Origin of the sequence: Lactobacillus sp. ESL0233, assembly GCF_003692995.1 — a bacterium.
GTDB classification, from domain to species: Bacteria; Bacillota; Bacilli; order Lactobacillales; family Lactobacillaceae; genus Lactobacillus; species Lactobacillus bombicola.
The window spans coordinates 46997-73314 of the sequence record NZ_REHH01000007.1; the positions used below are offsets into that span (position 1 = coordinate 46997).

The 26318-nt window shown below is 33.8% G+C and carries 24 protein-coding genes; 18 read left to right on the forward strand and 6 right to left on the reverse strand.

Features of this window, described 5'->3' with window-relative positions:
- Nucleotides 1–106 precede the first annotated feature (106 nt).
- Entirely contained in the window at nt 107–1549 is a 1443-nt protein-coding gene (locus F5ESL0233_RS03285) for an SLAP domain-containing protein (protein WP_122058724.1), read from the forward strand.
- Between the two features lie 688 nt (nt 1550–2237).
- Here F5ESL0233_RS03285 and F5ESL0233_RS03290 read toward each other — a convergent pair.
- From F5ESL0233_RS03290 to def, 4 genes are all read right to left on the reverse strand, one after another.
- Nucleotides 2238–3188 (reverse strand): diacylglycerol kinase family protein, encoded by a 951-nt coding sequence (locus tag F5ESL0233_RS03290; protein ID WP_122058725.1) that lies wholly within the window; start codon nt 3186–3188, stop codon nt 2238–2240.
- Between the two features lie 32 nt (nt 3189–3220).
- Nucleotides 3221–4900 (reverse strand): ribonuclease J1, encoded by a 1680-nt coding sequence (rnjA, locus tag F5ESL0233_RS03295; protein ID WP_090091808.1) that lies wholly within the window; start codon nt 4898–4900, stop codon nt 3221–3223.
- Nucleotides 4901–4905: 5 nt separating this feature from the next.
- Nucleotides 4906–5130 (reverse strand): DNA-dependent RNA polymerase subunit epsilon, encoded by a 225-nt coding sequence (locus F5ESL0233_RS03300; RefSeq protein WP_090091810.1) that lies wholly within the window; start codon nt 5128–5130, stop codon nt 4906–4908.
- 196 nt (nt 5131–5326) lie between these two features.
- Nucleotides 5327–5881, reverse strand: a complete 555-nt coding sequence (gene def, locus F5ESL0233_RS03305; protein WP_118896429.1) for a peptide deformylase — start codon at nt 5879–5881, stop codon at nt 5327–5329.
- 257 nt (nt 5882–6138) lie between these two features.
- Here def and typA point away from each other — a divergent pair, with 257 nt between their 5' ends.
- The 9 genes from typA to holA all read left to right on the forward strand — a co-directional run bounded on the left by typA (nt 6139) and on the right by holA (nt 15833).
- The gene (typA, locus tag F5ESL0233_RS03310; RefSeq protein ID WP_090091814.1) at nt 6139–7980 is read left to right on the forward strand and encodes a translational GTPase TypA; all 1842 of its coding nucleotides are present in this window, start codon (nt 6139–6141) and stop codon (nt 7978–7980) included.
- Nucleotides 7981–8068: 88 nt separating this feature from the next.
- Nucleotides 8069–9247 (forward strand): FtsW/RodA/SpoVE family cell cycle protein, encoded by a 1179-nt coding sequence (locus tag F5ESL0233_RS03315; RefSeq protein WP_122058727.1) that lies wholly within the window; start codon nt 8069–8071, stop codon nt 9245–9247.
- The gene (locus F5ESL0233_RS03320; protein ID WP_122058729.1) at nt 9244–9576 is read left to right on the forward strand and encodes a YlbG family protein; all 333 of its coding nucleotides are present in this window, start codon (nt 9244–9246) and stop codon (nt 9574–9576) included. Before F5ESL0233_RS03315 ends, F5ESL0233_RS03320 begins: the two co-directional genes overlap by 4 nt.
- A 2-nt stretch (nt 9577–9578) precedes the next feature.
- A complete protein-coding gene (rsmD, locus tag F5ESL0233_RS03325; RefSeq protein ID WP_118896431.1) occupies nt 9579–10130 on the forward strand; it encodes a 16S rRNA (guanine(966)-N(2))-methyltransferase RsmD in 552 nt (183 codons plus the stop codon).
- Nucleotides 10130–10624 (forward strand): pantetheine-phosphate adenylyltransferase, encoded by a 495-nt coding sequence (coaD, locus tag F5ESL0233_RS03330; protein ID WP_122058731.1) that lies wholly within the window; start codon nt 10130–10132, stop codon nt 10622–10624. Before rsmD ends, coaD begins: the two co-directional genes overlap by 1 nt.
- A complete protein-coding gene (locus F5ESL0233_RS03335) occupies nt 10617–11666 on the forward strand; it encodes a SepM family pheromone-processing serine protease (protein ID WP_122058732.1) in 1050 nt (349 codons plus the stop codon). Before coaD ends, F5ESL0233_RS03335 begins: the two co-directional genes overlap by 8 nt.
- Before the next feature lie 61 nt (nt 11667–11727).
- On the forward strand, nt 11728–12438 hold the full coding sequence (locus F5ESL0233_RS03340; protein ID WP_090091825.1) for a helix-hairpin-helix domain-containing protein: 711 nt from the start codon (nt 11728–11730) through the stop codon (nt 12436–12438).
- On the forward strand, nt 12407–14686 hold the full coding sequence (locus F5ESL0233_RS03345) for a DNA internalization-related competence protein ComEC/Rec2 (RefSeq protein ID WP_122058734.1): 2280 nt from the start codon (nt 12407–12409) through the stop codon (nt 14684–14686). The genes F5ESL0233_RS03340 and F5ESL0233_RS03345 overlap by 32 nt, the downstream gene beginning before the upstream one ends.
- Before the next feature lie 160 nt (nt 14687–14846).
- Nucleotides 14847–15833: a DNA polymerase III subunit delta gene (gene holA, locus F5ESL0233_RS03350; RefSeq protein ID WP_122058736.1), complete on the forward strand. Its 987-nt coding sequence runs from the start codon at nt 14847–14849 to the stop codon at nt 15831–15833.
- Between the two features lie 49 nt (nt 15834–15882).
- Here the strand turns inward: holA and rpsT are convergent, their stop codons facing one another.
- Nucleotides 15883–16134 carry a 30S ribosomal protein S20 gene (rpsT, locus tag F5ESL0233_RS03355; RefSeq protein ID WP_090091831.1) on the reverse strand — a complete coding sequence of 84 codons (252 nt, stop codon included), beginning with the start codon at nt 16132–16134 and terminating at the stop codon, nt 15883–15885.
- 198 nt (nt 16135–16332) lie between these two features.
- Here rpsT and rpsO point away from each other — a divergent pair, with 198 nt between their 5' ends.
- The 7 genes from rpsO to yihA all read left to right on the forward strand — a co-directional run bounded on the left by rpsO (nt 16333) and on the right by yihA (nt 24176).
- Nucleotides 16333–16602 carry a 30S ribosomal protein S15 gene (rpsO, locus tag F5ESL0233_RS03360; protein ID WP_090091833.1) on the forward strand — a complete coding sequence of 90 codons (270 nt, stop codon included), beginning with the start codon at nt 16333–16335 and terminating at the stop codon, nt 16600–16602.
- 154 nt (nt 16603–16756) lie between these two features.
- Entirely contained in the window at nt 16757–18523 is a 1767-nt protein-coding gene (locus F5ESL0233_RS03365; RefSeq protein ID WP_118896436.1) for a ribonuclease J, read from the forward strand.
- A 2-nt stretch (nt 18524–18525) separates the two neighbouring features.
- Entirely contained in the window at nt 18526–19359 is an 834-nt protein-coding gene (locus F5ESL0233_RS03370; protein ID WP_090091837.1) for a hypothetical protein, read from the forward strand.
- Between the two features lie 183 nt (nt 19360–19542).
- Entirely contained in the window at nt 19543–20733 is a 1191-nt protein-coding gene (gene tuf, locus F5ESL0233_RS03375; protein WP_090091838.1) for an elongation factor Tu, read from the forward strand.
- Nucleotides 20734–20876: 143 nt separating this feature from the next.
- A complete protein-coding gene (gene tig / locus F5ESL0233_RS03380) occupies nt 20877–22202 on the forward strand; it encodes a trigger factor (protein WP_090091840.1) in 1326 nt (441 codons plus the stop codon).
- A gap of 122 nt (nt 22203–22324) precedes the next feature.
- Nucleotides 22325–23602: an ATP-dependent Clp protease ATP-binding subunit ClpX gene (gene clpX, locus F5ESL0233_RS03385; RefSeq protein ID WP_122058738.1), complete on the forward strand. Its 1278-nt coding sequence runs from the start codon at nt 22325–22327 to the stop codon at nt 23600–23602.
- A complete protein-coding gene (yihA, locus tag F5ESL0233_RS03390; RefSeq protein ID WP_090091843.1) occupies nt 23592–24176 on the forward strand; it encodes a ribosome biogenesis GTP-binding protein YihA/YsxC in 585 nt (194 codons plus the stop codon). Before clpX ends, yihA begins: the two co-directional genes overlap by 11 nt.
- A 39-nt stretch (nt 24177–24215) precedes the next feature.
- On the opposite strand, the gene F5ESL0233_RS08440 is transcribed toward yihA, so the two are convergent.
- A complete protein-coding gene (locus F5ESL0233_RS08440) occupies nt 24216–24329 on the reverse strand; it encodes an SPJ_0845 family protein (RefSeq protein WP_255409262.1) in 114 nt (37 codons plus the stop codon).
- A 177-nt stretch (nt 24330–24506) separates the two neighbouring features.
- Here F5ESL0233_RS08440 and uvrC point away from each other — a divergent pair, with 177 nt between their 5' ends.
- Nucleotides 24507–26309, forward strand: a complete 1803-nt coding sequence (gene uvrC, locus F5ESL0233_RS03395; protein WP_122058739.1) for an excinuclease ABC subunit UvrC — start codon at nt 24507–24509, stop codon at nt 26307–26309.
- Nucleotides 26310–26318 lie beyond the last annotated feature (9 nt).

Consider the following 26318-nt stretch of genomic DNA (forward strand, 5'->3'; position numbering starts at 1 on the left):
AAAATTACTTACCCTTTTTTGCTTGCGCAATAGAAATTTATTATTTTCAAGTATAAACTATAATTTAGTAAATATATTATTTCTTTTTTATTATGAGGTATAAAAAATGAAAAAAAGTAAAAAATTAATAGTTAGTTTAGCGGCAGTTGCTTTGGCAGCCGTTCCAGTAATTACCACTAGTCTTAATCAAGCTCAGGCAGCACAAACCACTGACCAAACGCAAAATAAAATTGCGACAGACGGTACCTTAACATTAAACCACAATACCCGTATTTATAATCAAAGAGGGCAAAAATTGTACTCTTACCAGGGAAGTAATGGCTTACTTAAAAAAGGGGCGACAGTTAAGTATGCTGATCAGGTTAAAGCAATAACTAATCCGGATACAAAGTGTTACTCGTTCCATGATGATAAATGGAATTGGTTCTACTTGCCATATAAAACAATTAGAGGGCAGGAATATTACAGCATTGGTCACGGTGGCTATATCAAAGCGGCAAATGTTGATAAAATTGATGGTGTTAGTTTGTATACAAATCAAACAACTGCCACTGTTGAGCATGTAACTCCTAATTCTAAGGATGGATTAGATGTTTTTGATAGTCATCGAAATAATACTGGCCAAAAAATAAAAATAGGTAAAAAAGTGACTATTGATCGTGAAGCTGCACCATTTGCTTTAGATATGAATTATTATGAAATAGATGGAAATACTCCGTCAGCATTCTATGGTATAAAAAATAAAAATCAATATCTTTATACAGATAAAGTGAGAATTGCTACACGTCAGCAATTGTTACCATATAGTAATTATACTACTGTAATGATAAGTAAAAATACTCTGGTTTACGATGTTAGTGGTAAACCAAAAGGCACAAATATAGTTCAAAAATATAAAGAACGACCGGTGGATGAATTATTATATATATGGGTACCGAGTGATAGTCGAGCTGAATTATTTTATAGATTAAGTGATAAACCTAATGAAGGATTGTTTAGTAATTCAACTGATTTTATTAAGGCTAATGATAATAAGTATATTTATGGACCAAAATTAAAAGCAATAAATACAGCAGATGAAGCTAAAAATTTTGTGGCATTAGCTTCTAATGATGATAAAGAGAGTCTCCAAAGGTCGCTAGATAAAGAAACAAACATTAAAAACAGCGATCCATATAAATTTGGTAGTTACTTAGAAAAGAATACATATTTACATGCGGTTGATAATGGAAAAAAGGTTGTCCAAGAGTCACAGCCAACTCAAGCAGAAATAAATCAGGCTATTTGGAGTTTGCAAGATGCAACTGAAAAATTAAATGGAAAGAAAATAGTAGTTAAAAATATTAATAATCTAACGAAAGAAGAGACCAATCAAGTATATATGCTAGCTAAAAAGTCAATAGGAGAAGAGTATAAAGGGAAAAATATGAATATTGCAATCGAATTTAATCAAGACAGAACTAAACTTCTTCTTCATTTGTATGATAATATAACTGGTTTGAAATCGGAAAAGCAATTAAATATTTCTGATTATGTAACAAAAAAATAACAAAAAGTATACCTATATATTTTTAGGCCTTATGGCTTGCATAATTTAATTCAACAGAAATTTTTGTTTTATTACTAAATTGTTAATAAAAATACCCTAATTTCTTATACATGTAATAAATTAGAAGTATAAAAAACTAATATTGCTTTTTTGCACAGAATTCGATTAGCTTCAAGCTAAAAAAGTTGTTGTCTTTGTTTATTGATTAAAGTTAAACAAAAATTATTAAGTATGGCTTAGGGCAATTATTATAATTAAATAGACATGGCCAATTATTACCTAAGACTTTAAAGAGTGGGCAAAAATTAATTGTTGATATAATTGCTATTAGTAATGATTTTGGGGTAGACCTTGGTACTGCTCCTGGAGTGTGTAATTTATTTGCAATCATGATTTTAAAAACATAGTGAGACAACAAATGACCTGGGCCAGCATCTTTAATCAGGTATATGATGTACCATATTATGATAAGGACGATTATAACGAAAGTGCTACGAATATATTCATTTTGGTAAAAAAGAAGTTATGATAACAATAAAGTAGTATTATTTTATCAAGTTATACTTGGTGGCGGTACTTTTGTTAAAGTATCTAGCTGGTTCGGATTTACCAGTCCTGAAAAGAAATAGTAATAAATAATTTAAATAAAAAAGCAAGAAACTTTAAAATTTCTTGCTTTTTATATTTTTTAATACCTGAACAAGTTAAATTGCTTGACGGCAAATTCTAGCTTAAAAGAGTTAAGCTTAACTTCTTCACCATCGACCTGTGCGAATTCTTTTTTATTGACAGTGACAGTAATTTTTTCTGCTTCAATATAATGAAATTGGGGATCGTGAATATGCGAACCATCCTTTAACAAGTTAATAAAAAGTTTGACTAATTTATTTAGACCAAATTTTTCAACGACTACGGTATCAATTTTATGATTGTCAATTCGAGCACTAGGTAATAGGGGAATACCCCCCCCTAAATAAGGATGGTTAGTTGTAGTAACTAAAAAAGCTTTTTGATAATACCATTGTTGATGACCACTCTTAATTTCAACATTAAAAGTGTCTTGTTTACGCAAGCCGAATAAAATATTTAGCCCATAGACAAGTTTACCTTTATCTAGCTTATTCAAGATTTTTTTTAATTCGGAAATATTGCTTAAGTGGTTAACACATGCATCAAAACCAATACCAAAACTATTGGCAAAATAATAAAGTTGATTAAGATGACCATCTATTTGAAATGAGCCACAATCAACTTTATCAGGTATTAGGCTTTTCTTTAAGCGTAGCAACAAAAGTTTTGGATCAGAAGATAACTTAGCTGCTCGGGCAAAGTCATTACCAGTTCCAGCAGGTAAATAAGCAAAGGGGGTCTCGGGATTGCTTGAGCGTTTAATTCCATTAAGCGCCTCATTAAGTGACCCATCACCACCAATTACTATTAGTACTTCACCTTCATTATGTATATTGCTACCGTATTCTTGAGCAAGTTTGATTGTTTGTCCCGCATAGGTACTTTTCTTAATATCAAAATCAATATTTTCATTTATTAAGAGTAAAACCAATTGATAAAGTATTTTTTTGGCTCGTCCATTACCGGCAGTTTCATTAACAAGCAGGTGTAATCTTAGTTTTTTGTTCATTAATCCTTATTTTTAAAGCAAAATCAGAAACTTTACTTCTTTTCAACTAGCATTGGTAAAATCATCGGTCGTCTTTTAGTTTTTGAATATAAAAAATCAGCAAGATTATCAACAATTGCCTTACGAATAATACTATCTTTGGGATTGTCAGTTTTATCCATTTCAGTTTTAAGAATATGATAAATATGCTTTTGTGTTTGACTGATTAAATCAGTAGATTCACGCATATAAACAAAGCCACGACTTAAAACATCAGGTCCTGCTAAAACTCGTTTATGCTTATAGTCAACAGTGGCAACTACAACAACTAGACCATCTTCTGATAAAACTTGGCGATCATGAACCACTACATTTCCCACATCAGCTGTCCCGGATGTATCGACATAAACATCTCCAGCAGGAATGTGCCCAGCAATTCGTGAACCTTCTGGTCCAAAACAAATTACTTCGCCGTTCTCTAAAACAAAAGTGTGGTCTGCTGGTATCCCGGCAGCTTGTGCCAGTTCGGTATGAATTACTTGCATGCGGTACTCACCATGAACTGGAATCATATATTTAGGCTTAGTCAATCTAACCATGATTTTTAATTCTTCTTGCCCACCATGGCCAGAAGTATGTACATTATTTACTCGTCCATGGATAACAGTAGCTCCACCTTCCATTAATTTGTTAATCAGGTGGTTAACACTAAGCGTATTTCCAGGAATTGGGTTTGAAGAAAAAATAACAGTGTCTTCTGGTTGCAGACTTATTTGTCTATGAGTTCCATTTGCAATTCGAGAAAGGGCAGCTAATGGCTCACCTTGGGAACCAGTACATAAAATCATTACTTCATCAGGTGGAGTATGATTAATTTCATTAGCATCAACAATTAGTCCTTCAGGAACACTAAGATAACCTAAATCAATGCCATTTTGTACGCCATTCTCCATACTTCGACCAAAGATTGCTACTTTACGTCCCGTATCAATTGCTGCTTGGATTGCAGTTGATACGCGATAAAGATTAGAGGCAAAGGTAGCGAAGATAATCCTGCCATGGATACCTGTAATAATGTCATGCAATGATTTGGCTACAAACCGTTCCGATTTAGTAAATTGGGCTACTTCGGCATTGGTTGAATCTGATAATAAAGCTAGCACTCCTTCATTACCTAATTGAGCCATTTGTTGAAAATTAGGTGCTGGCTGGTTCATAACAGGAGTTAAATCAAATTTAAAATCACCTGTAAAAATAACCGCACCTAATGGAGTGTGCACGGCAATTCCCAACGTATCTGGAATTGAGTGAGTAGTTCTAAAAAAGCTAACGGACAATTTTTTGAATTTTAATATAGTATCTTCATGTTCTTCATGCAATTCTGTTGTTCGTAAGATTCCGTGCTCTTCTAATTTACCTTTGATTAAAGCAAGAGCAAATGGGGTAGCATAAACAGGAATTTCGGGTATTTTTTCAAGTAAAAAAGGTATTCCTCCGATATGATCTTCATGTCCGTGACTTACAACCAGTGCTTTGATTTTTTTTCGATTTTTGATTAGATAGGAATAGTCGGAAATAACATAATTAATACCAAGTAAATCATCTTCAGGGAATTTAATACCACAATCCATAATGACGATTTCATCTTGGTATTGAACACAATACATATTCTTGCCAATTTCGTGCAACCCCCCGATTGCTACGATAGCAACTTCATTATTTTTAATACGCACTTAAATTACTTCTTACTTTCAAAAGATGTTAATTTAAAATCAGCGTGTTCTTTTTCGTATTGCAGTGAATTGCCGGCTAATTCTTGGATGAGTTCGATATTATAGGGGGTATTGTCTTCAACCATTGTTCTAGCCGTAACCATATTTTCTGCCTCTAAATAAAGAGTTTGGGTTGTTTCACGTCGAGGATTGACAACCTTGTCTTTTTGATACAAAACTTTGTAGATCATATTTGTATTCTCCTTAATATTTTTTAAAAAACGTTCTGAATGTAGATACTCAAGGTATCTAACAGCTAGTAAGATTCTACCATAATTGTTATTTCAAGTATAGAAACAAGTTATCAGGATTAATCAAAAAAGCCGCCTGATACAAGTATAAAACTTAGAGTCTGTGAGGCTAAGATCTTAGTATTGGCGGCTTTAATTAGTAAACAATGACAGTATCGTCAGCTAGTTTAAATGGGTCTTGTTTATTAATTCGATCATAAAATAAATGTCCGCGTAAATGTTCAATTTCATGAGAAGCAACAATTGCAGGGTAATCTTTTAAATTAATTATTTTTTCAGTTCCATCAACTGTGTAATATTTTATTTTTAGTTTGTCAGGACGAGGCACATAGCCATCAATTACTTCGTCAACGCTTAAGCAGCCTTCCCCTTCACTTAAACAAGCTTGTTGAACAGATTCAGATAAAATTTCCGGATTAACAAATGTGTCTTTAAAAACTATTTCGCCCTCATTATTGGGTACAAGTAAAGCGGCCATTTGCACACTTTCTCCTACTTGTGGTGCAGCTAAACCAACACCAGCACGTAATTGGTGTTTTTGAGCAATTTTGGGATCTTGAGAATTAATCAAATATTCCATCATTCTGTCGGCTAATTTTTTATAGTGGTCACTTAAAGGGAAGGATAAAGGTTCAGCTACTTTTCGTAACACTGGATTGCCATCACGGGTTATGTCTTTCATTAAAATCAATTACATTCACTCTTTCACAAAAATTTATATATCTATATTTTTAACATAGGTTAGGCTAATTTGTCCTGTTTTTATTCTATACTAAATTTTTGATTTGAAAAAGAGGGATAAACGTTGACCGTTGTTATAGTTAGGTGTTAAAATCAATGAGCGTAAATATACAGATATGAAACACTTCGATTAGCATGTTTTTGACGTGCCGCCGAAACTGTGACCACGTCACAGTTTTTTTATTGAGGAGTGGAGGAGGAATACTTTTGTCAGAAAAAAGAAGAAACGATATTAGAAATATAGCCATTATAGCTCACGTTGACCATGGTAAAACTACTTTAGTTAATCAATTGTTGAAGCAATCTGATACTCTGTCTGAACACATGACTATAGAAGACCGAGCAATGGATTCAAATGATATTGAACGTGAGCGTGGTATTACTATTTTATCTAAGAATACTGCGGTAAAATTTGGTGACACTACCATTAATATTTTAGATACACCAGGACATGCTGATTTTGGTGGTGAAGTTGAGCGAATTATGCATATGGTTGATGGTGCCTTACTTTTAGTTGATGCATATGAAGGTACAATGCCGCAAACTCGTTTCGTTCTGAAGAAGGCACTAGAAGCTGGTGTTAAACCTGTCGTTGTTATCAATAAAATTGATCGTCCAGGAGCTCGTCCGAAAGAGGTATTAGATGAAGTACTTGAATTATTTATCGAACTCGGTGCTAACGATGAGCAATTAGACTTTCCAGTTGTTTATGCCTCAGCTTTAAATGGTACTTCTTCTTATGATGAAGATCTTTCAACCCAAAAAGAAACGATGGATCCAATTTTTGAAACCATCATTAAGACAATCCCAGCTCCTATTGATAATGTTGATGAGCCATTACAATTCCAGATTACAATGCTTGATTGGGATGATTATGTAGGCCGGATAGGCGTTGGTCGTATCTACCGCGGTCAAGTTAAAGTAGGCGATAATATCACAGTTATGAAGCGCGATGGTTCAAGTCAGAATTTCCGTGTTACCAAATTATTTGGTTTCTTTGGGCTTAAGCGTAATGAAATAACTGAAGCCAAAGCTGGTGACATTATTGCAATTAGTGGCATTAATGATATTTTTGTTGGAGAAACGATTGCTTCAGCTGAAGAACCTGAAGCACTGCCATTTCTTAAAATTGATCCACCAACCTTACAAATGGATTTTGTTGCTAGTGATTCACCTTTTGCTGGACGTGAAGGTGATAAAGTTACCCCAAAGAAATTAGAAGATCGCTTAATTAAACAGACTCGGACTGATGTTTCATTGAAAGTTGAGCCCACAGATCAAATTAATGCCTGGACTGTTTCTGGACGTGGGGAATTACACCTTTCCATTTTAGTTGAAGAGCTACGTCGTGAAGGCTTCGAATTACAATTATCACGGCCAAAGGTTATTTACCGTGAAATTGATGGTACGATGTGTGAGCCATTTGAAGCAGTTCAAGTTGATACTCCTGATGAATATGTTGGTTCGGTAATCGATTCTCTTTCCCAAAGAAAAGGTGAAATGAAGAATATGGCTTCAACCGGTAATAACCAAACTCGTTTAGATTTCTTGGTTCCATCGCGCGGATTAATCGGCTATAACAACGAATTCATGTCGCAAACAGGTGGTTATGGCATTATGAACCACAGTTTTGATTCATATAAGCCTGTGGTAAAGAATTGGGAACCTGGACGTAAAAACGGCGCTTTAGTTTCAATCAGTCAAGGTAAGTCAACTACATATTCTTTACAAACCGTTGAACAACGTGGTGAGTTATTTATTGGTGCGGGTGTTGAAGTCTATGAAGGAATGATTGTTGGTCAGTCTTCACGTGATCGCGACATTGCAGTTAACGTTATTAAGGGTAAGAATTTAACTAACACGCGGGCAGCTGGTAAGGACCATGCGGCTGCAATTAGAACACCGAAGAATATGACTTTAGAAGAAGCAATTGAATTTTTAAATGATGATGAATATTGTGAAGTAACTCCAGAATCTATTCGTCTTCGTAAAAAGATTTTAAATACTTCTGAACGACAAAAGGCTGATAAAAAGCGTAATCGTAATTAAGTAACAATATTAAAGGCACTCACTAATGAAGTGGTGTCTTTTTTGTTTTATAATTACAGAGACAACTTACTTAATAGGAGGTCTACTTGTGCGCCAAAAATTACATCATCTTGATTTTTCAATTTTGGTACCATATTTATTGCTAGTTATTTTTGGAATAATTATGGTATATTCTGCTAGTTCAAACATTATGTTAGTTAATGGTTTTAAGCCAAGTTTTTATGGTATACGGCAGGCTTGGTATGCCATAATCGCTATTTTTGTTTTTGCTAGCTTAAGTTTCTTTTTAAAATTGGAAATTTTTAAAGAGCGCAAATTTGTTATTTGCTTTTTAGAAATCAGCTTGATTTTATTACTATATTTAATTGCTTTAAAGATTATTAAAGGTTCTGACGCTGCCGTTAATGGAGCAGTTGGCTGGATTGATCTAAAAGTAATCAAAATACAGCCACTAGAAATTGCAAAACTAGCCTTGGTCATTTATTTGGCTTATTTTTTAGATCGACACGATGGCAGTTTTAGTAAGGGTAATATTGTTGAGAACTTATATCGACCTGCAATTTTAGCTGCATTTATGATGTTTTTAGTAGTTATTGAACCGGATTTAGGCGGTACGGCAATTTTAGCAATGATAGTCATTGTTATGTTCTCTTTATCAGGAATCCCGGTTAAAAATGCGTTGATTTTTTTATTTAGTATTGCTGCAACTGTTACTTTACTAGTTTTTTTAATTATTCATTGGAATCCTAAATTCTTACAAGATAATTATCAATATCAACGACTAATGTCTTTTATGCATCCATTTGAACTTGAGCAAAAGGGTGGCGCTCAATTGGTTAATTCCTATTATGCTATTCACAATGGTGGCTTGTTTGGTGTTGGTCTAGGTAATAGTATGCAGAAAAGAGGCTATTTACCGGAACCATATACTGACTTTATTTTATCTATCATAGCTGAAGAACTAGGTGTTATTGGTGCTTTGGTGGTATTAGGCATATTATTTTATTTAATGTGGCGGATTATGGAAGTTGGAATAAAGGCTAAGTCACAATTTAATGCGCTAGTGTGTTTTGGCATTACTACAATTATATTTACTGAAACATTATTTAATGTTGGCGCAGTTATTGGACTATTACCGATTACTGGAGTTACATTGCCATTTATTTCATATGGGGGGTCGTCCTTAATTGTTTTGTCTACGGCAATAGGACTTGCTCTTAATATAGCTGCTAACGAAAAGATAAGAAGGGAAATGGATAATAGATGAGTGTTAATCAAGACCTGGCTAATACCCAGTTAACTTCGAGACAAGGACTAATTGTTTATCTTAATTCCATAAGTAATCAATATAAGTTACGTCGTTTCGGTGATATTGTTTATTCTTCGAATAAATTGCGCTATTGTATTCTATATGTCAATCAAAATGATGTGGAAAAGATAATTACAATATTAGAGGCTCAGGATTTTGTCAATTGTATTGAAAAAACTATGGCAGATAATATTAATCTAGACAGTAGGCATATTGAACAACAAATAAGCGAAATGGCTAAGACTGCTGGAGAAGAATTAGAAAAAAATAAAGATATGGAAAATTAACGATGAGAATTATTTCTGGTAAATTTGCAAAACGAAATTTATTTACTTTGAAGAGTCAAAAAACTAGGCCTACAAGTGATAAAGTCAAAGAATCGTTATTTAACAGTTTAGGCCAATTTTTTGCTGGTGGGCAAGTATTGGATTTATATGGCGGTAGCGGCGCATTAGCAATAGAAGCAGTCTCACGTGGCTATAGTCACGCAACTATTGTCGATATTAACTATCAAGCAGTCGCGATAATTCGGAAAAATGTCGCCTTGACTGGTGAGGAAAACCGATTTGATGTATATAAAATGTCAAGTAATTTAGCACTTAAGCAATTTTCTACTAAAGGGCAAAAATTTAATTTGGTCTTCTTGGATCCCCCCTATGCTAAGCAGCAAATCAGTACCGATATGCAAAAAATGATTAGACTAGATTTGCTAGCTGAACAAGCGATTGTTGTAGCAGAAACAGATGAAGGAAGTAATTTAGGTGAAGTTAGTGGCTTTAGTTTGGAAAAACAACATCACCTAGGACGAACGATAGTTAGCTTTTATCGAAAGGAAAAATAATGACCAAAGCACTCTTTCCTGGCAGTTTTGATCCAGTTACTAACGGACACGTTGGAATAATTAAGCAGGCAGCTAAGTTATTCGATCAAGTAGATGTATTAATAATGACTAATACTGCTAAGCATTGTCTTTTTTCACCTGATGAACGAGTAAATTTGGTTGAAGATGCAGTAAGTAATTTAGCCAACGTTCAAGTTATCAAAAGACCCAACCAACTGACAGTCAATGTTGCACGGCAATTAGGTGCGACGGCAATTGTTCGCGGTGTACGGAACACAGAGGATTTCTTATATGAACAGCAAATTGCAGCCATGAATAAAGTTCTGGCACCAGAAATTGAGACAATTTTATTATTTACTCAACCTCAAGAAAGTTTTGTTGCTTCAAGTATCGTTAAGGAAGTTGCACGGTTTGAGGGAGAAGTTGAATCATTTTTACCAGTAGCTGCTGCTCGGGAATTGAAGAAAAAAATGAGGTCAATTAATAATGACTAATACGAAGCAACAAAATAAAAAAAGTAAGCAAGCTACATTTAAATGGCTACTTTTAATTCTAACGATATTAGCAATAATTGTTGGCTTAAGTTGGCCAACTAATTATTATATTGAAATGCCTGGTGAGGCTGTGGCCACTAATCACTTTATTAAAAGCCAAAAAAAAGTACCTCCAAATTTTTATTTGGTTACGGTTAGTGAAACTAGTCAACCGGCATCAGTTTTGGAATATCTGCTAAGTTACACCCAAAAATTTGCTACTAGAGTACCCAAAGATGAACTATTAGGCAATGCTACCAATAGTCAATATCAAGAATTACAAAAATGGTATATGCAAACTAGTCAGCAGAATGCCATTTATTATGCTGCTAAAAGAGCTAGATTAAGGCCAAAGTTAAATTATGAAGGCGTCTATGTGATGCAAGTGCAAAAGAATTCTAGCTTTAAAAATAAACTCAAGGTTGGCGATACAGTTCTTGGCGCTGATCATTATAACTTTCATTCAACTGCAGAAATGATGTCATACTTTCAAAAGAAAAAGATTGGTACAAAAGTTAAAATTAAAGTTTTACGAAATCAAAAGTACTATACTTTTTCCGGAAAAATTGTTAAAGTTGCAGGCACTGGCAAGGCCGGAATTGGCATTCAGTTAGTTGAACATATTAAAGTAACTACCAAGCCTAAACTTAAAATTGATGCTGGTGAAATCGGTGGTCCATCGGCAGGTTTAATGTTTACGTTAACAAGTTATGAAATTTTTACTCAAGGTAAATTAGCTAAGGGACATAAGATAGCGGGTACTGGTACAGTTACACCTGATGGTAAAGTTGGTGTCATTGGTGGAGTAGACAAAAAAGTTGTGGCTGCTGATAAAGCTGGAGCAGAAGTGTTTTTTGCTCCAACGGATACTTCGGTAGTCAAACAATCTGAAAGTAATTATGTAGTTGCTAAAAAAACTGCCCAAAAAATTGGTACTAAAATGAAAATAGTTCCAGTGCGTACAGTCGATGATGCAATAAACTATTTGACAAATAATTATTAAAAAAGCTCAGAAAAAATTCTGAGCTTTTTTTTCGTATATAACCTTAAGGAGGAAAAAGGATATGAATTGGGAAAAAATTAGGGATTGGCTCATTGAGCATAAGCAATACGTCATTATAGGAGTGATTTTTATTTTTATTGTATTTTGGAATAAATATGAAAATCATGCACCAACCGTTGATGACCAGTTGGGCATTAAACCAACGCATGTTCAAAAAAATACTTCAACTAAGCAAAAACAGCAGAAAAATGAAGGTGATAAGCCACAGCTTGTAGCAAAAAATAGTGATATAACTTGCGATATTTCAGGTGCTATCAAGCACCAAGGAGTCTATACTTTAAAAAATGGTGCAAGACTACAGGAACTAATAACGGCAGCAGGTGGAATTGTAAGCAATGCCCAGCTAAAAAATGTAAATCGAGCATTAATTTTAAAAGATCAAGACAAGATTCACATTCCATATAAAGGTGAGAAAATCAAAATCAGTGAAATAATTATTTCTGCTAATTCAAGTCAAGGTGAAGCAGCAAGTACCTCTGCGACCGCAGTAGCAGCTACTAATTCTAATCAATCGGCTACGGGGAAAGTAAATATCAATACTGCAAACGAACAGGATTTACAAAAGCTGACTGGGATTGGTGAAAAAAAGGCAGCTCAAATACTTGCTTATCGTCAAAAAAATGGTCTTTTTAAAAGAATTGAAGATTTAAAGCAAGTTTCAGGTATTGGAGATAAAACTTTTGCAGCACTCAAAAATCAACTGGAAATTTAGGCAGCAGTTACAGCCAGGATTTTTTTTACTTACTGCGCTCTTATTTATTGACTTGAGTTTTTTAATATATCAGTGTTCCAAAATAGAACAAATAATTGTTTGTAGTTTATTCGGATTATATTTTATTTATTTATTATTAAAAAAATATTCAGCTTTAAAAAATGTATTAGCATTATTTTTGATTTTAGCAGCTGTAAGTGTAACTTTAAACAGGCCCCATCCAACTTTTTCCCTTACTAGTAGTTCTTCAATTGAACTTTATCCTGATCAAATAAGCTTAAAGGATAATTGGCTTACTGGGGTGGGTAAGGTAAAAGGGACTCCAGTTTTAGTAACAGCAACTATTACGGATATGCAAAAAAAGCAACTGGAACGTGGGTATCAAGTAGTTTTAACTGAACTTAATGGGGAAGTTAAAAAAATTGATCAAGCAACTAATTATGGTCAATTCGATTTACGTAAATATTACTTAGGAAAAAATGTAACGCAGCAGGTTAATTTAAAGAGTTGTCATATTAAAACTAGAGTGGTTGGAATAATAAATTATTTACATTATTTACGCTTTTGTTTACAGTCGTATTTTAAAAAAATGCCACAATTACTGTGCTTTTTTAGTAGTGAGTTGATACTAGGGGAAAATCCTAGTCAAGCTAATCAGTCGATTCTAGACAATTATCGCGATCTTGGCGTTATTCATATCTTGAGTATTTCAGGGTTACATGTAGGCATATATACTATACTTATTAGCACAATCTGCTGCTATTTTAAATTAACAGAATTTGAAACTTTTGCTTGCTGTGTGCCACTTTTATTAGGAGGAATTTTTTTTAGTAATTACCAAGCAGGTTTTATTCGGGCCAGCTTATCTTATTTTTTAAGTCAGATGCTCAAATTTCATCGCTTTCCAATTGCTAAATTAGACTTACTAGGGCTGACATGCTTAATCCATTTATTAATTGATCCACGTTTAATGATGCAAGCTGGAGCTCTTTTAAGTTATGTACTTAGTTTGGGCTTAGCTATTACAGATAAGCTACCTAATTTTAAACAGTCATTATTATTAAATATCTTTTTAGTCCCTTTGCTATTATTCTTCTTTTTCCAGTTAAATCTATTAACTGTAATTTTCAATTTGTTGATTGTGCCTTATTTTAACTACATTATACTGCCACTTACTTTTATAAATTTACTAACTTTTAACCTTGTACCTAGCATGGGTGCGGCTTTTGAAAAAATTTTAATGCTGGGAGAGCAACAAATTGGTAGTCTATCGGCTTCTAAAATTGGCCTATTAACTTTTGGTAAAATCAATTGGTGGCAATGCCTACTGCTAATTAGCTTAACAGTAATTTTACTAGCTGATCAGAATGAGCCCTATTTTAATCGGTCACAACGAAAGTGGCTCTTTCAAAGTATAGGGTGGCTATACCTGATCTTGTTTTTAATGATTCATTTTCCATTAACTGGTCAAGTAACTTTTATTGATGTTGGGCAAGGAGATAGCATTTTAATTACAACGCCTTTTCCTAGAAGAGCTTATCTGATAGATACTGGTGGTAAGCTTAATTTTAGTAAGCAAAAAGTACAACCACAAATCAATAAAATTACGCTTCCCTTTTTAAAAGCTCAGGGAATTAGCAGACTTAATGGCATTTTTGTAACGCATAAGGATACTGACCATATTGGAGATTTAGGACCACTTATGAGTCAAATTCCAGTCGAAAGATTATATTTTGCACAAGGGTTGATGGCTAATCCTTCTTTTAAAAAGCGTATAGAAAAGCACATAAAATTGAATCAGCTAGTACAATTACTAGCGGGACAAGAAATTAAGGAACCACAAATTAAATTTAATATCGTTTATCCCTTTAAGCCGGGACAAGGTGAAAATAAAGATTGCTTATCAATTTTTTTCAAAGTTGCAAATAAAAGCTGGTTATTTACCGGCGATTTAGACCAAGAAGGTGAACAAAAGTTGATGGCTAAATATAATTTACAGGCTAATTATTTTAAATTAGGTCATCATGGTAGTAAAACTTCATCTAATCCTGATTTTTTACATAAATTAGCGCCAGAAATTGTTTTTATTTCAGCTGGTCGTAATAATCGCTTTGGACATCCTCATGTAGAAACTATTGCTACACTTAAAAAATTAGGCATTCCCTGGGTTTCAACACAGGACTGCGGCATGATTTCTTGGACATATAGTAAGTTTACTAAACCTAAATTTAATCGTTTCCTAAAGTAAAAATAAGTTAGCGATATTACCATTTTATTAACTTGGCTAAATTCTAATTTTGAATATATACTTTATTTCATCATAGATTAGGCATGGGTTTCAACAGTAGACTATGATATGATTAATTAGATTTATACCAAATTTTAGGTTTTGATAATGGTGAGTAGCGATGACTTTACTTTCTTTATTTAAAAATTCAAGTAAGAATAATCCGCAAACGTTGATTACGGGAAATGATGCCTTTTTAAATGATTATTTGGCTGCCTCATTTACACATGAAGAAGCTTTTTCTGGCTTTGACTATCTAACTATTGATTGTGAAACTGATGGGCTAGATTTGTTGATAGCTGATTTAACTGAATCAAGTCTATTTAGTCAGAAAAAGGTAATTTTGGTGAAAAATCCATTTTTTTTAAAGGCTAAAGTTCCACAAAAATTAAAAAAGCAAACGGACCAACTACAAAAAATTTTTACTAATATTGAGCAGCTAGATGATATTGTTGTGCTAGTTGCTTCATATGACAAACTTGATCGACGTAAAAAAATAACGAAAACTGTTTTAAATAAGTTTAATGTTGTTGATACCACAGTAAAAAGTTACGAAGTTGGGAAAATAATTCAGTCAATTATGAATACCCAGGGTTATGAAATTTCAAGATCAGCATTACAATTGCTACTTGAACGAAGTGATCAAGTTTTAGATACTGCACTAAGTAATTTTAATAAGTTAAAGCTAGTTGCAGATAATGGCAAAATTACATCTAAATTAGTTGAAAAAAATATTGACCTTTCTTTGGCACAAAATATTTTTGCAATTTTGGAAGCTGCACTAAAACATGATTATCAAGAAGCAATTGATCGATTAGAAAATCAGTTGCGTGAAGGAACTAATCCAATCCAACTACTTGCTGTTTTTGAAAATCAGTTAGAATTAATTTTGGTAGTCAAAATTTTACAGCAGCGAAGCAGAACAGAAATGGAAATTGTTAAAACACTAGGAGTACATCCCTATCGGGTAAAGGTGGCTCTTAGTAACAAATTTGCAGTTACTCAGATAGAAAAGTTGCTTGAGCAGGCGATTGAGCTAGATTTCAATTATAAAAATGGTCAATATCGGGAAAGTGTTTTTTTGAAATTATTTATTTTAAGTATATAAAAAAGCAAGAATGAATTCATTCTTGCTTTTTTATTTTAGTTATACAAGTTTATTTAGCTAACTTAGCTAAGCGGCTCTTGTCACGACTAGCCTTGTTTTTATGAATAAGACCCTTTGAAGCAGCCTTATCTAATGCACGGGCAGCAGCAACATGTAATTCGGAGGCGTTTTCAGCACCAGCAGCTTGAGCAACCTTGAACTTCTTAACAGCAGTTCTTAATTGATTCAATTGAGCGGCATTGCGCTTTCTAGTAGCGTCTTGAGTTTTAACACGTTTAATAGCTGACTTGATTTGTGGCATAAAATTCACCTCCAATAATCGTAAATTCACTTAGTAAATTATACTGAAGAATAATTGCAGATGCAAGCTAATTTATACTTGCTTTTTAAAAAAATAATCTGTATTATACTATTGTTGTGAACCGTTAACGCTGTTTGCACGCTCACACCTGACGGTTAACGTTGTTAACGGCAATTATTTAATGAAAGGTGAAATATTATGGCAATTTCAAAAGCAGAAAAAGATGAAATTATTAAAAAGTTTGCGACTCATGAAGGTGATACTGGATCAACAGAAGTTCAAGTTGCAATATTAACAACAGATATTAACAATTTAACTGAACATATGCGCAATCATTCGCATGACCACCATTCATATGTTGGTTTATTGAAAAAGATTGGTCATCGCCGTAACTTGCTTCGTTATTTGCAAGATAATGATATTAATCGCTACCGTGAATTGATTAAGAAGCTTGGTTTACGTCGTTAATTTAATAAAATAAAAAGTCAGTTCGAACTAGGAACTGACTTTTTATTTTTCTCATCATTAATTTTTATGCTAGAATGAAAAAAGACACTTTTTTACGTTGAGATCGTAATGATCCATAAAATAACAATTGAATAGCAATAGAAAAGGAAATATGATGACTGATCAAGTTAAAATAATGATTTTGGGCGGCGTACGTGAGCAAGGAAAAGATATGTTTGCTGTCCAAGTAAATGACGAAATTTATATTCTTGATGCTGGTTTGAAATATCCTGATAGTACCTTGTTTGGAATTGATTTGGTTATCCCAGATCTTGATTTTTTTGAGCAGTATAGTGATCAGGTAGTTGGCATCTTTTTAACACATGGACATGCTGATTCTATCGGGGCATTGCCATATATATTACGTAAGTATGATATTCCGGTTTTTGGTTCGCAGCTCACAATTGAATTAGCAAAAATAAAAGTCAAACGTGAAAATAAGCGTCTAAAGACAAGCCTTTTTCATGTGATTGATGCAGATACAGAAATTGAATTTAAAAATTCTAATATTTCTTTCTTTCACACCACGCATTCAATTCCAGATTCATTAGGAATTGATGTTCATACAAATGCGGGAGAAATAGTTTATACCGGTGATTTTAAATTTGATTTATCTGCAGCACCAAATTATCGAACTGATTTAGATAGATTGGCAGAAATTTCACAAAAAAACGTCTTGGCTTTGTTAAGTGACTCTTCTAATGCTGAAGCCACCCTACCAAATGTTTCGGAACAAGAAATTGGCGAATATGTGACTAATGTCTTCCGTAATGCAAAGGGAAGAGTGATTGTTGCAGCCAAAGCTTCTAATTTGATTCGTATACAGGAAGTATTAAATGCTGCTTATAGAACTGGCAAAAAAGTTTTGTTAACAGGCCGAGATGTTGCCAAAATTGTCCGTACAGCGATGGGCTTAGGCTATTTAAAAGTGCCAAAGGGGCTTTTGATACGTGTTAAAGACTTAAAGGAAATACCAGAAAATAAAGTGGTTATCCTTGAAACAGGTCAAATGGGCGAGCCCCTTAATTCATTACAGAATATGGCCAAGAAGCGACATACGATGATTACCATTCATCCTGGAGATCTCGTTTTTATTGCAACTACTCCTTCTCATGCAGTTGAAACAACAGTGGCACAAACCAGCGATATGGTTTACCAAGCAGGTGGAAGGGTTATTGAATTAGGACGTGCTAAAAGTACGAGTGGGCACGCTACAGGGACCGATTTGCAAATGCTAATTAGTATCCTTAAGCCTAAATTTGTAATACCAGTTATTGGTGAATATCGCTTACTTGAAGCTCATAAAGACTTAGCAGTTAAAGCAGGGATAAGTCAGGAAAATGTAATAGTTACACGTAATGGTGATTGTTTAAACTATGATTTTAAACAAGCTAAATTTTATTTGACTGACCCGGTTCCAGGTGATGATATCATGATAGATGGCTCTGGTATTGGAGATGTAGGTAATATTGTGCTACGTGATCGGGAGGTTCTTTCTGATGATGGTATTTTTATTGCAGTAGTAACTATTGATCGTCGAAAGAAAAAAATCATAGCTCAACCTCAAGTTACTAGTAGAGGTTTCGTTTATATTAAAGCAAATCGACAATTGATGCAGGATAGTGTTGAGTTAATTAAAAGTACAATTAAAAATAATTTTGAACATAAAAAGTTTGATTGGACTGAAATTAAACAGGATGTACGCAATGATTTAGAGAAGTTTTTGTATAAAAAAACTAATCGGCGACCGGTTGTTTTACCGGTGGTAATGGAAGTTAACCAGAATCGACACCGAGCTTTACAAAAACGCAACGGCAAAAATAACGATTATCATTCAGTTGATGTAAATAAATCTGGCAAGCGAATTATTAAGAAAGATTAGTCATGACTACATTAAGTCAAAAAAATTTATTGCAACTTGCAAGAAAAAATGAGTTAGATAACAATGTGACACTAGCCATTCAAAACTTAGAAGAAGCACTACGTGAAGGTTCAAGTCAAGAAATAGTTTTAATGCTTTGTGAATTATATTTAAAAGATAAGCAGGAATATGCTGCATATAGTTTGATTAAAGAAGAAGGGGATCTTTTTTCAGATAAAACTATTTTTACTGAATATAGCAAAATTTTAAAGGCTAATCATTTTGCTATTGAAGCTTTTGAAGTAACTAATTTGACCAAAGGAGAACTAGCTATTTCTGTTGAACCAGTAAGCATAACTGAACAACAAGAATTGATGCTTAAGTTTAAGCAACTAAAACAGCCTACGCAATATGATTATCAGCAATTATTTAAATTAAGCTTAGCTAATTTTAAGTTTTTTGCACAAAGTTTGTTAGTTGATCCAACTTTGAACTTTGCAGTAAGAATAGCACTCTGTGAAGATTTTGTGCGGCTTGGCTTGAAAGATGAGATTAGCGTAGTCATTCTAGGTGATTTAGTGAAATTTATCCCAGCTGATACTAATTTATTGAAAGATGAGCCAATATATCGTGAAGTAATATCGGGTATAGGAGCAAAATATTATCATCGGCCAAGTCAATTACCAGTAGTTTTAGCTGAAGTTAACTTGATTTTAGGTAGTCTTTATCCTATGATAAATAAGTACGTTGATGAGCCTGATAGTTTCGCTAGCGATATTGCTTCTTACATTGATAACCACGATGGTAGGGGTAATCAAAAGCTGTTCGAAACAATCGAACTTAATTTGCCTAAATAATTTAAACAAAGGGGTTTACTTTTTGAAAACATTTAGTATAATAGCAAAGGATGTTTTCATTAGGCATGGCTCTATGCATTAAAATACTAGGCATTTGCCCATGAAAGTAGTACAATATTCAACAGAGAACTATCCGTTATTATCTCAACGGACTTCTTGCAAATTTACAGGAGGGTCATTTTAATGGCAGAAAAAGAACATTACGTTAGAACGAAGCCACACGTAAACATTGGTACTATTGGTCACGTTGACCATGGTAAGACCACTTTAACAGCGGCTATTACTAAAGTTTTATCAGAAAAAGGTTTGGCTAAAGCTGAAGATTATTCAGAAATCGATGCTGCACCAGAAGAAAAAGAACGTGGTATTACTATCAATACCGCTCACGTTGAGTATGAAACTGAAAAGCGTCACTATGCTCACATGGACGCTCCAGGACACGCCGACTATATCAAGAACATGATTACTGGTGCTGCTCAAATGGATGGTGCCATTTTAGTTGTTGCTGCAACTGATGGACCAATGCCACAAACTCGTGAACACATTTTGCTTGCTCGTCAAGTTGGTGTTAACTACATCGTTGTCTTCTTAAATAAGACTGATTTAGTTGACGATCCAGAATTGATTGACTTGGTTGAAATGGAAGTTCGTGACTTATTATCAGAATATGATTACCCAGGTGACGACATTCCAGTTATCCGTGGTTCAGCTTTGAAAGCTTTACAAGGTGACAAGGAACAACAAGACGTTATTATGAAGTTAATGGATACTGTTGATGAATACATTCCAACTCCAGAACGTCAAACTGATAAGCCTTTCTTAATGCCAGTTGAAGATGTATTTACAATTACTGGTCGTGGTACTGTTGCTTCAGGTCGTATTGACCGTGGTACTGTTAAGGTCGGCGATGAAGTTGAAATCGTTGGTTTAGTAGAAAAGGTTATCAAGTCAGTTGTTACTGGTTTGGAAATGTTCCACAAGACTTTAGATTCTGGTGAAGCCGGTGATAACGTTGGTGTATTGCTTCGTGGTATTGACCGTGACCAAGTTGTCCGTGGACAAGTTTTAGCTGCACCTGGCTCAATTCAAACCCACAACAAGTTCAAGGGTCAAGTTTATGTCCTGAAGAAGGAAGAAGGTGGACGTCATACTCCATTCTTCTCAGACTACCGTCCTCAATTCTATTTCCACACTACTGATATTACTGGTGAAATCGAATTGCCAGAAGGTACTGAAATGGTTATGCCTGGCGATAACACAGAATTTACTGTTACCTTAATTAAACCAGCAGCCATTGAAAAGGGTACTAAGTTTACTATCCGTGAAGGTGGTCGTACTGTTGGTGCTGGTCAGGTTACTGAAATCCTTGACTAGTTCATAAAAGGACAGTTTAAAAAGATGTACTTCTTCATAGAAGTACATCTTTTTTTGCCTAAATTTGTTTTTTTCAATCGTTTAATGTAAGATAATTTAGTATGTACGATGAAGTGATACTTGACATTGGAGGTATTTAATTAATGTCTGTAAATTGGAATAAAACCGGTGAAAATAACGGTGAACTTACTTTTGATATTCCCCAAGCTGAAGTTAAGCGTGGGTTAGACTCAGCTTTTAAGCGAGTAAAAAATAATTTACGTGTTCCTGGTTTTAGAAAGGGACATGTTTCTCGAGTAATTTTTAATCAATATTATGGTGAAGAAGCATTATATGAAGATGCATTAAATATGGTTCTTCCAACTGCATATGCTACTGCAGTTAAAGAGGCTGGTATTGAAGCTGTAGGGCAACCACAAATTATCCCTGTTTCAATGGAAAAGGGTAAGGACTGGAGTGTAAAAGCACTTGTCAATGTTAAGCCTGAAGTTGAATTAGGTGACTACAAGGGTATTGAAGTTCCTAAACAAAATACTCGGGTATATGCTAAGGATATTGACAATGAACTTGAGCAAGATCGCCAGAAGAATGCTGAACTTGTGCTTAAGAAAGATGCCTCTGCTAAAGGTGACACTGTAACTATTGATTATAAGGGTACAGTAGATGGCACGGCCTTTGATGGAGGAACAGCTAATGATTACGCTCTTGAACTTGGCTCAAATACCTTTATTCCTGGTTTTGAAGATCAACTAATTGGTCATAAAGCTGGTGATGATGTAGACGTTGTAGTAACATTCCCAGAAGACTATGGTGCAAAAGATTTAGCTGGTAAGGAAGCACATTTTGCTACAAAGATTCATGAAGTTAAATCAAAGCAACTTCCTAAATTAGACGATGAATTTGCTAAAGATATTGATGATTCTGTTGAAACGCTTGATGAATTAAAAGAAAAAATCAAGAAAGATTTAAAAACTAAAAAAGAAGAAGAAGCTAAATCAGCGATTGAGCAAGCCGCAATTGAAGTAGCAGTTAACAATGCAACAATTAAAGAAATACCTGATACGATGATTCAAGAAGATGTTAATACTCAAATGAATCAATATTTAGGTAATATGCAACGTCAAGGCATTAATCCAGAAACTTATTATAAATTAACTGGGACTACTGAAGAACAATTGCGTTCACAGTTTAGCAAGGATGCAGAAGAAAGAGTTAAGACTAACCTAGTTCTTGAAGCAATCGTTGAAAAAGAAGCTATTAAAGCCTCAAAAGAAGAGATTGATAACGAAATTAAAGAGCTTGCAAAAGAGTACAATATGGATGAAAAGACTGTCCGTAATACTTTAACTGATGACATGCTTTCACACGATATCAATATTCGTAAGGCAATTGATCTTGTCACTGACAATGCAAAACAAGTTGCTAAATCCAAGATTAATGACGACGATAAGAGTTCAGACAACAAATAGAACTTAAATCGAAAGTAGAAAGGTAGTTATTTAACTACCTTTTTATTTTTCTACAAGCAAATAATTCAAGTACCTAACATATTTATGATACTCTTAAACTTGTAGACATAAGGAGGAATAGAATGGCATCACAATTTACTGATCAAGAAGAAATTAAGTGCTCCTTTTGTGATAAAACACAAGATCAAGTTAAAAAAATGATTGCTGGTAACGGTGTTTATATTTGCAATGAATGTGTTAATTTATCTAAAAAAATTATCGACGATGAATTAAAATCGGATTCATTAAAAGAGGCAAAAGACTTACCGAAGCCGATGGAAATCAAGAAGCAGCTTGATCAATATGTTATTGGGCAAGAGAGAGCCAAGAAAATTTTATCAGTATCTGTTTATAACCATTATAAACGGATTACTCAGATGGATATTGATTCTTCAACAGAATTGCAAAAATCAAATATTGCTCTTATTGGGCCTACTGGTTCAGGTAAGACCTATTTAGCTCAAACTTTGGCTCGTATTCTGGATGTTCCATTTGCCATAGCAGATGCAACAACTTTAACAGAAGCTGGTTATGTTGGTGAAGATGTTGAAAATATTTTACTGAAGTTATTGCAAAATGCTGATTACGACATTGAAAGAGCGCAACGTGGAATTGTGTATATAGATGAAATTGACAAAATTTCTAAAAAATCTGAAAATGTATCGATTACACGCGATGTATCTGGGGAAGGAGTGCAGCAATCACTCTTAAAAATCTTAGAAGGCACTATTGCCTCAGTTCCACCACAAGGTGGACGTAAACATCCCCAACAAGAATTGATTCAGATTGATACCACTAATATTTTATTTATTGTTGGTGGAGCATTTGATGGAATAGAACAGATAGTTAAAAGTCGGTTAGGTAAAAAAGTTATCGGGTTTAGTGCAGAAAGTAAGTTAAATTCAGTACAAGATGAAGAATGGACAGAGCACTTGACAACTGGTGATTTAGTTAAATTTGGTTTAATTCCAGAGTTTATTGGACGTATACCAATTGTAGCTACCCTAAATAAATTGGATAATAAAGATTTAGTTCGTATTTTAACAGAACCTAAAAATGCTTTAGTAAAACAATATAAAAAATTATTTTCTCTTGATAATGTTGAACTAGAATTTACAGATAGTGCTTTAACAGCAATTGCTGATTTGGCAATTGAACGTAATATGGGTGCGCGTGGGTTAAGAACAATTATTGAAAATGCAATGATGAGCATTATGTATGAAATACCTAGTGAGACAGATATTGAAAGAGTTGAAATAACCGAAGATGTGATTACTAAGCAAGCTGAACCTCGAGTTGATAGAAAAAAAGAAAGTGATAAGCCACTTAAAGAAGAAGTTAAGGTTGTAAATGATCATTAAGAGTAGTGACTATGCCATTAGTGCAGTTAAAGAAGAACAGTATCCTCAAGATAATTTAAGTGAGATTGCTTTAGCGGGTCGTTCTAATGTTGGAAAGTCCAGTTTGATTAATTCATTATTAGGACGCAAAAATTTAGCTAGAACATCTTCACAACCTGGGAAAACACAAACTTTAAATTTTTATATTGTTAATCAAGATTTTTATTTAGTAGATGTTCCAGGATATGGCTATGCGAAAGTTTCTCAGACACAACGAGAAAAATTTGGCGAAATGATTCAAGATTACCTTGAAACTAGAGAAAACTTAAAGGGATTGATTATTTTAGTTGATTCAAGGCATGAACCTACTAAAAACGATGTTGCGATGTATAACTATGCCTTGGTTCTTGAATTGCCAATTTTGGTAGTCTGTACAAAAATTGATAAAGTAAAGAAAAGCCAGCAAAATAAAGTTATATCCAATTTGAAGAAAAATTTTGATTTAGCACATGATAATGTTAGTGTATTAACTTATAGCTCTGTGCAAAAAACGCATGTTAAAGAAGTATGGACTTGGATTGAACAATATTTGTAAGACTAAAGTAAATAAAAATGGCCCATTAATGAGCCATTTTTATTTTGCCTTTTTTTTATCTTTATTGCTCTTCTTTTTTTTATCTTCAGGAACTGTAGCAAACTTATCAAATAATCTTTCTAAATTATCTTGCTTTTTAAAAGTTAATCCCATAGTTATCTTCCTTTCGTTTGTCTTATTATAATAAAAAAAGAAAGATTCGGCTAGTGCTAACTTACTATTAGAAATAATTATTATTATGTAAAGTAAATTGTTAATTTAAAAACCCATCCAGGCTTCCAGAAAGAAAGTTTGTGATAAAATTGATTCAGAAAATAAGGAAGTGAGTTTTTGGCAACAAAATTAATTGAAAATAAATTAAAGCTTTTGCCTGCTAATCCAGGCTGTTATTTGATGAAAGATATAAACGGTAAGGTTATTTATGTTGGTAAGTCAAAAAATCTGAAAAGCCGTGTTCGGTCATATTTTAAGAGTAAACAGGTTGGACGTAGGGCTGAATTAGTGCGTGAAATTCGAGATTATGACATTATCACTGTATCAACGGATAAAGAAGCATTTCTATTAGAAGTTACCTTAATTAAAAAATATCAACCTTACTATAATGTACAGTTGAAACAAGGAACGGGTTATCCTTATATTGAAATCACTAATGAACGCGATCCTCAAACTAAGTTAACTAGTATTGTGCGTAAGGATGGTGGATATTACTTTGGTCCATATCCTAATGTTTATGCGGCACAAGCAACATTAAAATTTATTCAAAAGCTTTTTCCTTTAAGAAGGTGCAATGGTAAACAGAAGAGACCATGTTTATATTATCATATGGGGCAGTGCTTAGGGGCTTGCTTTAAGGAAGTTCCCAAAGAAGAATACAGAGCACAAATTAAAAAAATCAAAAGTTTTTTAAATGGCGACATAATAGCAGTTAAACAAGATTTAAATAAGAGAATGGGTAAAGCTGCTGAAAATTTAGAATTTGAACGAGCAGCAGAAATTCGTGATCAACTCGCATATATTGAAGAAACAGTCGAAAAGCAAAAAATAATTTCTAATGACAATACTCAGCGTGATATTTTTAATTTTTATGTAGATAAATCATGGATTGCGATTCAAATTTTCTTTTTAAGACAGGCTAAGTTACTTAGAAGCGAAACAAGAATGTATCCCTTAACTGATGAAAGTGACCCCGAAGATGCATTTACTTCATTTATTGTGCAATTTTATGGTCAAAAAAATAGAGTATTACCTAGAGAAGTCTTAGTGCCAACTGGAATTGATAATGAAGCCTTAGGTGAAGTTTTACAAGTTCAAGTTAGAACTCCCATCAGAGGACAAAAAAAAGCACTATTAAAAATGGCAAAGGAAAATGCTAAACTTAAATTGGATGATAAGTTTAGGTTGTTAGAACTTGATAACCGCAAGACTAAGGGGGCACAAAAAGAAATCTTTGATGCTTTGACTCTGCCCTATGGACATGTGATTGAAAGCTTTGATCACTCCCACATTCAAGGAACAGATCCAGTTTCAGCACTAGTGGTTTTTAAAGACGGAGAACCTGACAAAAATTCATATCGAAAGTATAAATTGAAAGGTGAAGTTGAACATCAAAACGGGGGTGATGAAGTTCGTAATACGCGTGAAGTTGTTCGTCGTCGATATAGTCGTCTTTTACGTGAACATAGAAAAATGCCTGATCTCATCTTAATGGATGGTGGACAAATTCAAATTGATGCTTGCCAGGATATTTTGCGTAATGAATTGGATTTAAAAATACCGGTTGCTGGTATGGTTAAGGATAACAAGCACCGAACAAATCATCTGCTTTATGGTGACCCAATTAATGGCATACCCATGAAATTGATTCCACTTGATCCTAAATCACAAGGATTTTATCTAATGACTAGGATTCAGGATGAAGTACACCGATTTGCCATTACTTTTCATCGGCGTACACATGCAAAAAATGCCCTATCAAGTAAGCTTGATTCAATTAAGGGAATTGGTCCAAAAAGTAGAAATAAACTTTTAAGACAATTTGGATCTTTAAAGAAAATAAAGGAAGCAAGTATTGCAGAATTATGTTCAGCGGGATTAACTTTACCACAGGCGCAAACTGTTAAATTAACGTTGTGACGCTAATTT

What these genes read in the sequence shown, in the direction of transcription:
- F5ESL0233_RS03285 (WP_122058724.1), top strand. Translation starts at nt 107, where the DNA reads ATGAAAAAAAGTAAAAAATTAATAGTTAGTTTAGCGGCAGTTGCTTTG.
- F5ESL0233_RS03290 (WP_122058725.1), bottom strand. Translation starts at nt 3,188, where the DNA reads ATGAACAAAAAACTAAGATTACACCTGCTTGTTAATGAAACTGCCGGT.
- F5ESL0233_RS03300 (WP_090091810.1), bottom strand. Translation starts at nt 5,130, where the DNA reads ATGATCTACAAAGTTTTGTATCAAAAAGACAAGGTTGTCAATCCTCGA.
- F5ESL0233_RS03320 (WP_122058729.1), top strand. Translation starts at nt 9,244, where the DNA reads ATGAGTGTTAATCAAGACCTGGCTAATACCCAGTTAACTTCGAGACAA.
- rsmD (WP_118896431.1), top strand. Translation starts at nt 9,579, where the DNA reads ATGAGAATTATTTCTGGTAAATTTGCAAAACGAAATTTATTTACTTTG.
- coaD (WP_122058731.1), top strand. Translation starts at nt 10,130, where the DNA reads ATGACCAAAGCACTCTTTCCTGGCAGTTTTGATCCAGTTACTAACGGA.
- F5ESL0233_RS03335 (WP_122058732.1), top strand. Translation starts at nt 10,617, where the DNA reads ATGACTAATACGAAGCAACAAAATAAAAAAAGTAAGCAAGCTACATTT.
- F5ESL0233_RS03340 (WP_090091825.1), top strand. Translation starts at nt 11,728, where the DNA reads ATGAATTGGGAAAAAATTAGGGATTGGCTCATTGAGCATAAGCAATAC.
- holA (WP_122058736.1), top strand. Translation starts at nt 14,847, where the DNA reads ATGACTTTACTTTCTTTATTTAAAAATTCAAGTAAGAATAATCCGCAA.
- rpsT (WP_090091831.1), bottom strand. Translation starts at nt 16,134, where the DNA reads ATGCCACAAATCAAGTCAGCTATTAAACGTGTTAAAACTCAAGACGCT.
- rpsO (WP_090091833.1), top strand. Translation starts at nt 16,333, where the DNA reads ATGGCAATTTCAAAAGCAGAAAAAGATGAAATTATTAAAAAGTTTGCG.
- F5ESL0233_RS03365 (WP_118896436.1), top strand. Translation starts at nt 16,757, where the DNA reads ATGACTGATCAAGTTAAAATAATGATTTTGGGCGGCGTACGTGAGCAA.
- F5ESL0233_RS03370 (WP_090091837.1), top strand. Translation starts at nt 18,526, where the DNA reads ATGACTACATTAAGTCAAAAAAATTTATTGCAACTTGCAAGAAAAAAT.
- tuf (WP_090091838.1), top strand. Translation starts at nt 19,543, where the DNA reads ATGGCAGAAAAAGAACATTACGTTAGAACGAAGCCACACGTAAACATT.
- tig (WP_090091840.1), top strand. Translation starts at nt 20,877, where the DNA reads ATGTCTGTAAATTGGAATAAAACCGGTGAAAATAACGGTGAACTTACT.
- clpX (WP_122058738.1), top strand. Translation starts at nt 22,325, where the DNA reads ATGGCATCACAATTTACTGATCAAGAAGAAATTAAGTGCTCCTTTTGT.
- yihA (WP_090091843.1), top strand. Translation starts at nt 23,592, where the DNA reads ATGATCATTAAGAGTAGTGACTATGCCATTAGTGCAGTTAAAGAAGAA.
- F5ESL0233_RS08440 (WP_255409262.1), bottom strand. Translation starts at nt 24,329, where the DNA reads ATGGGATTAACTTTTAAAAAGCAAGATAATTTAGAAAGATTATTTGAT.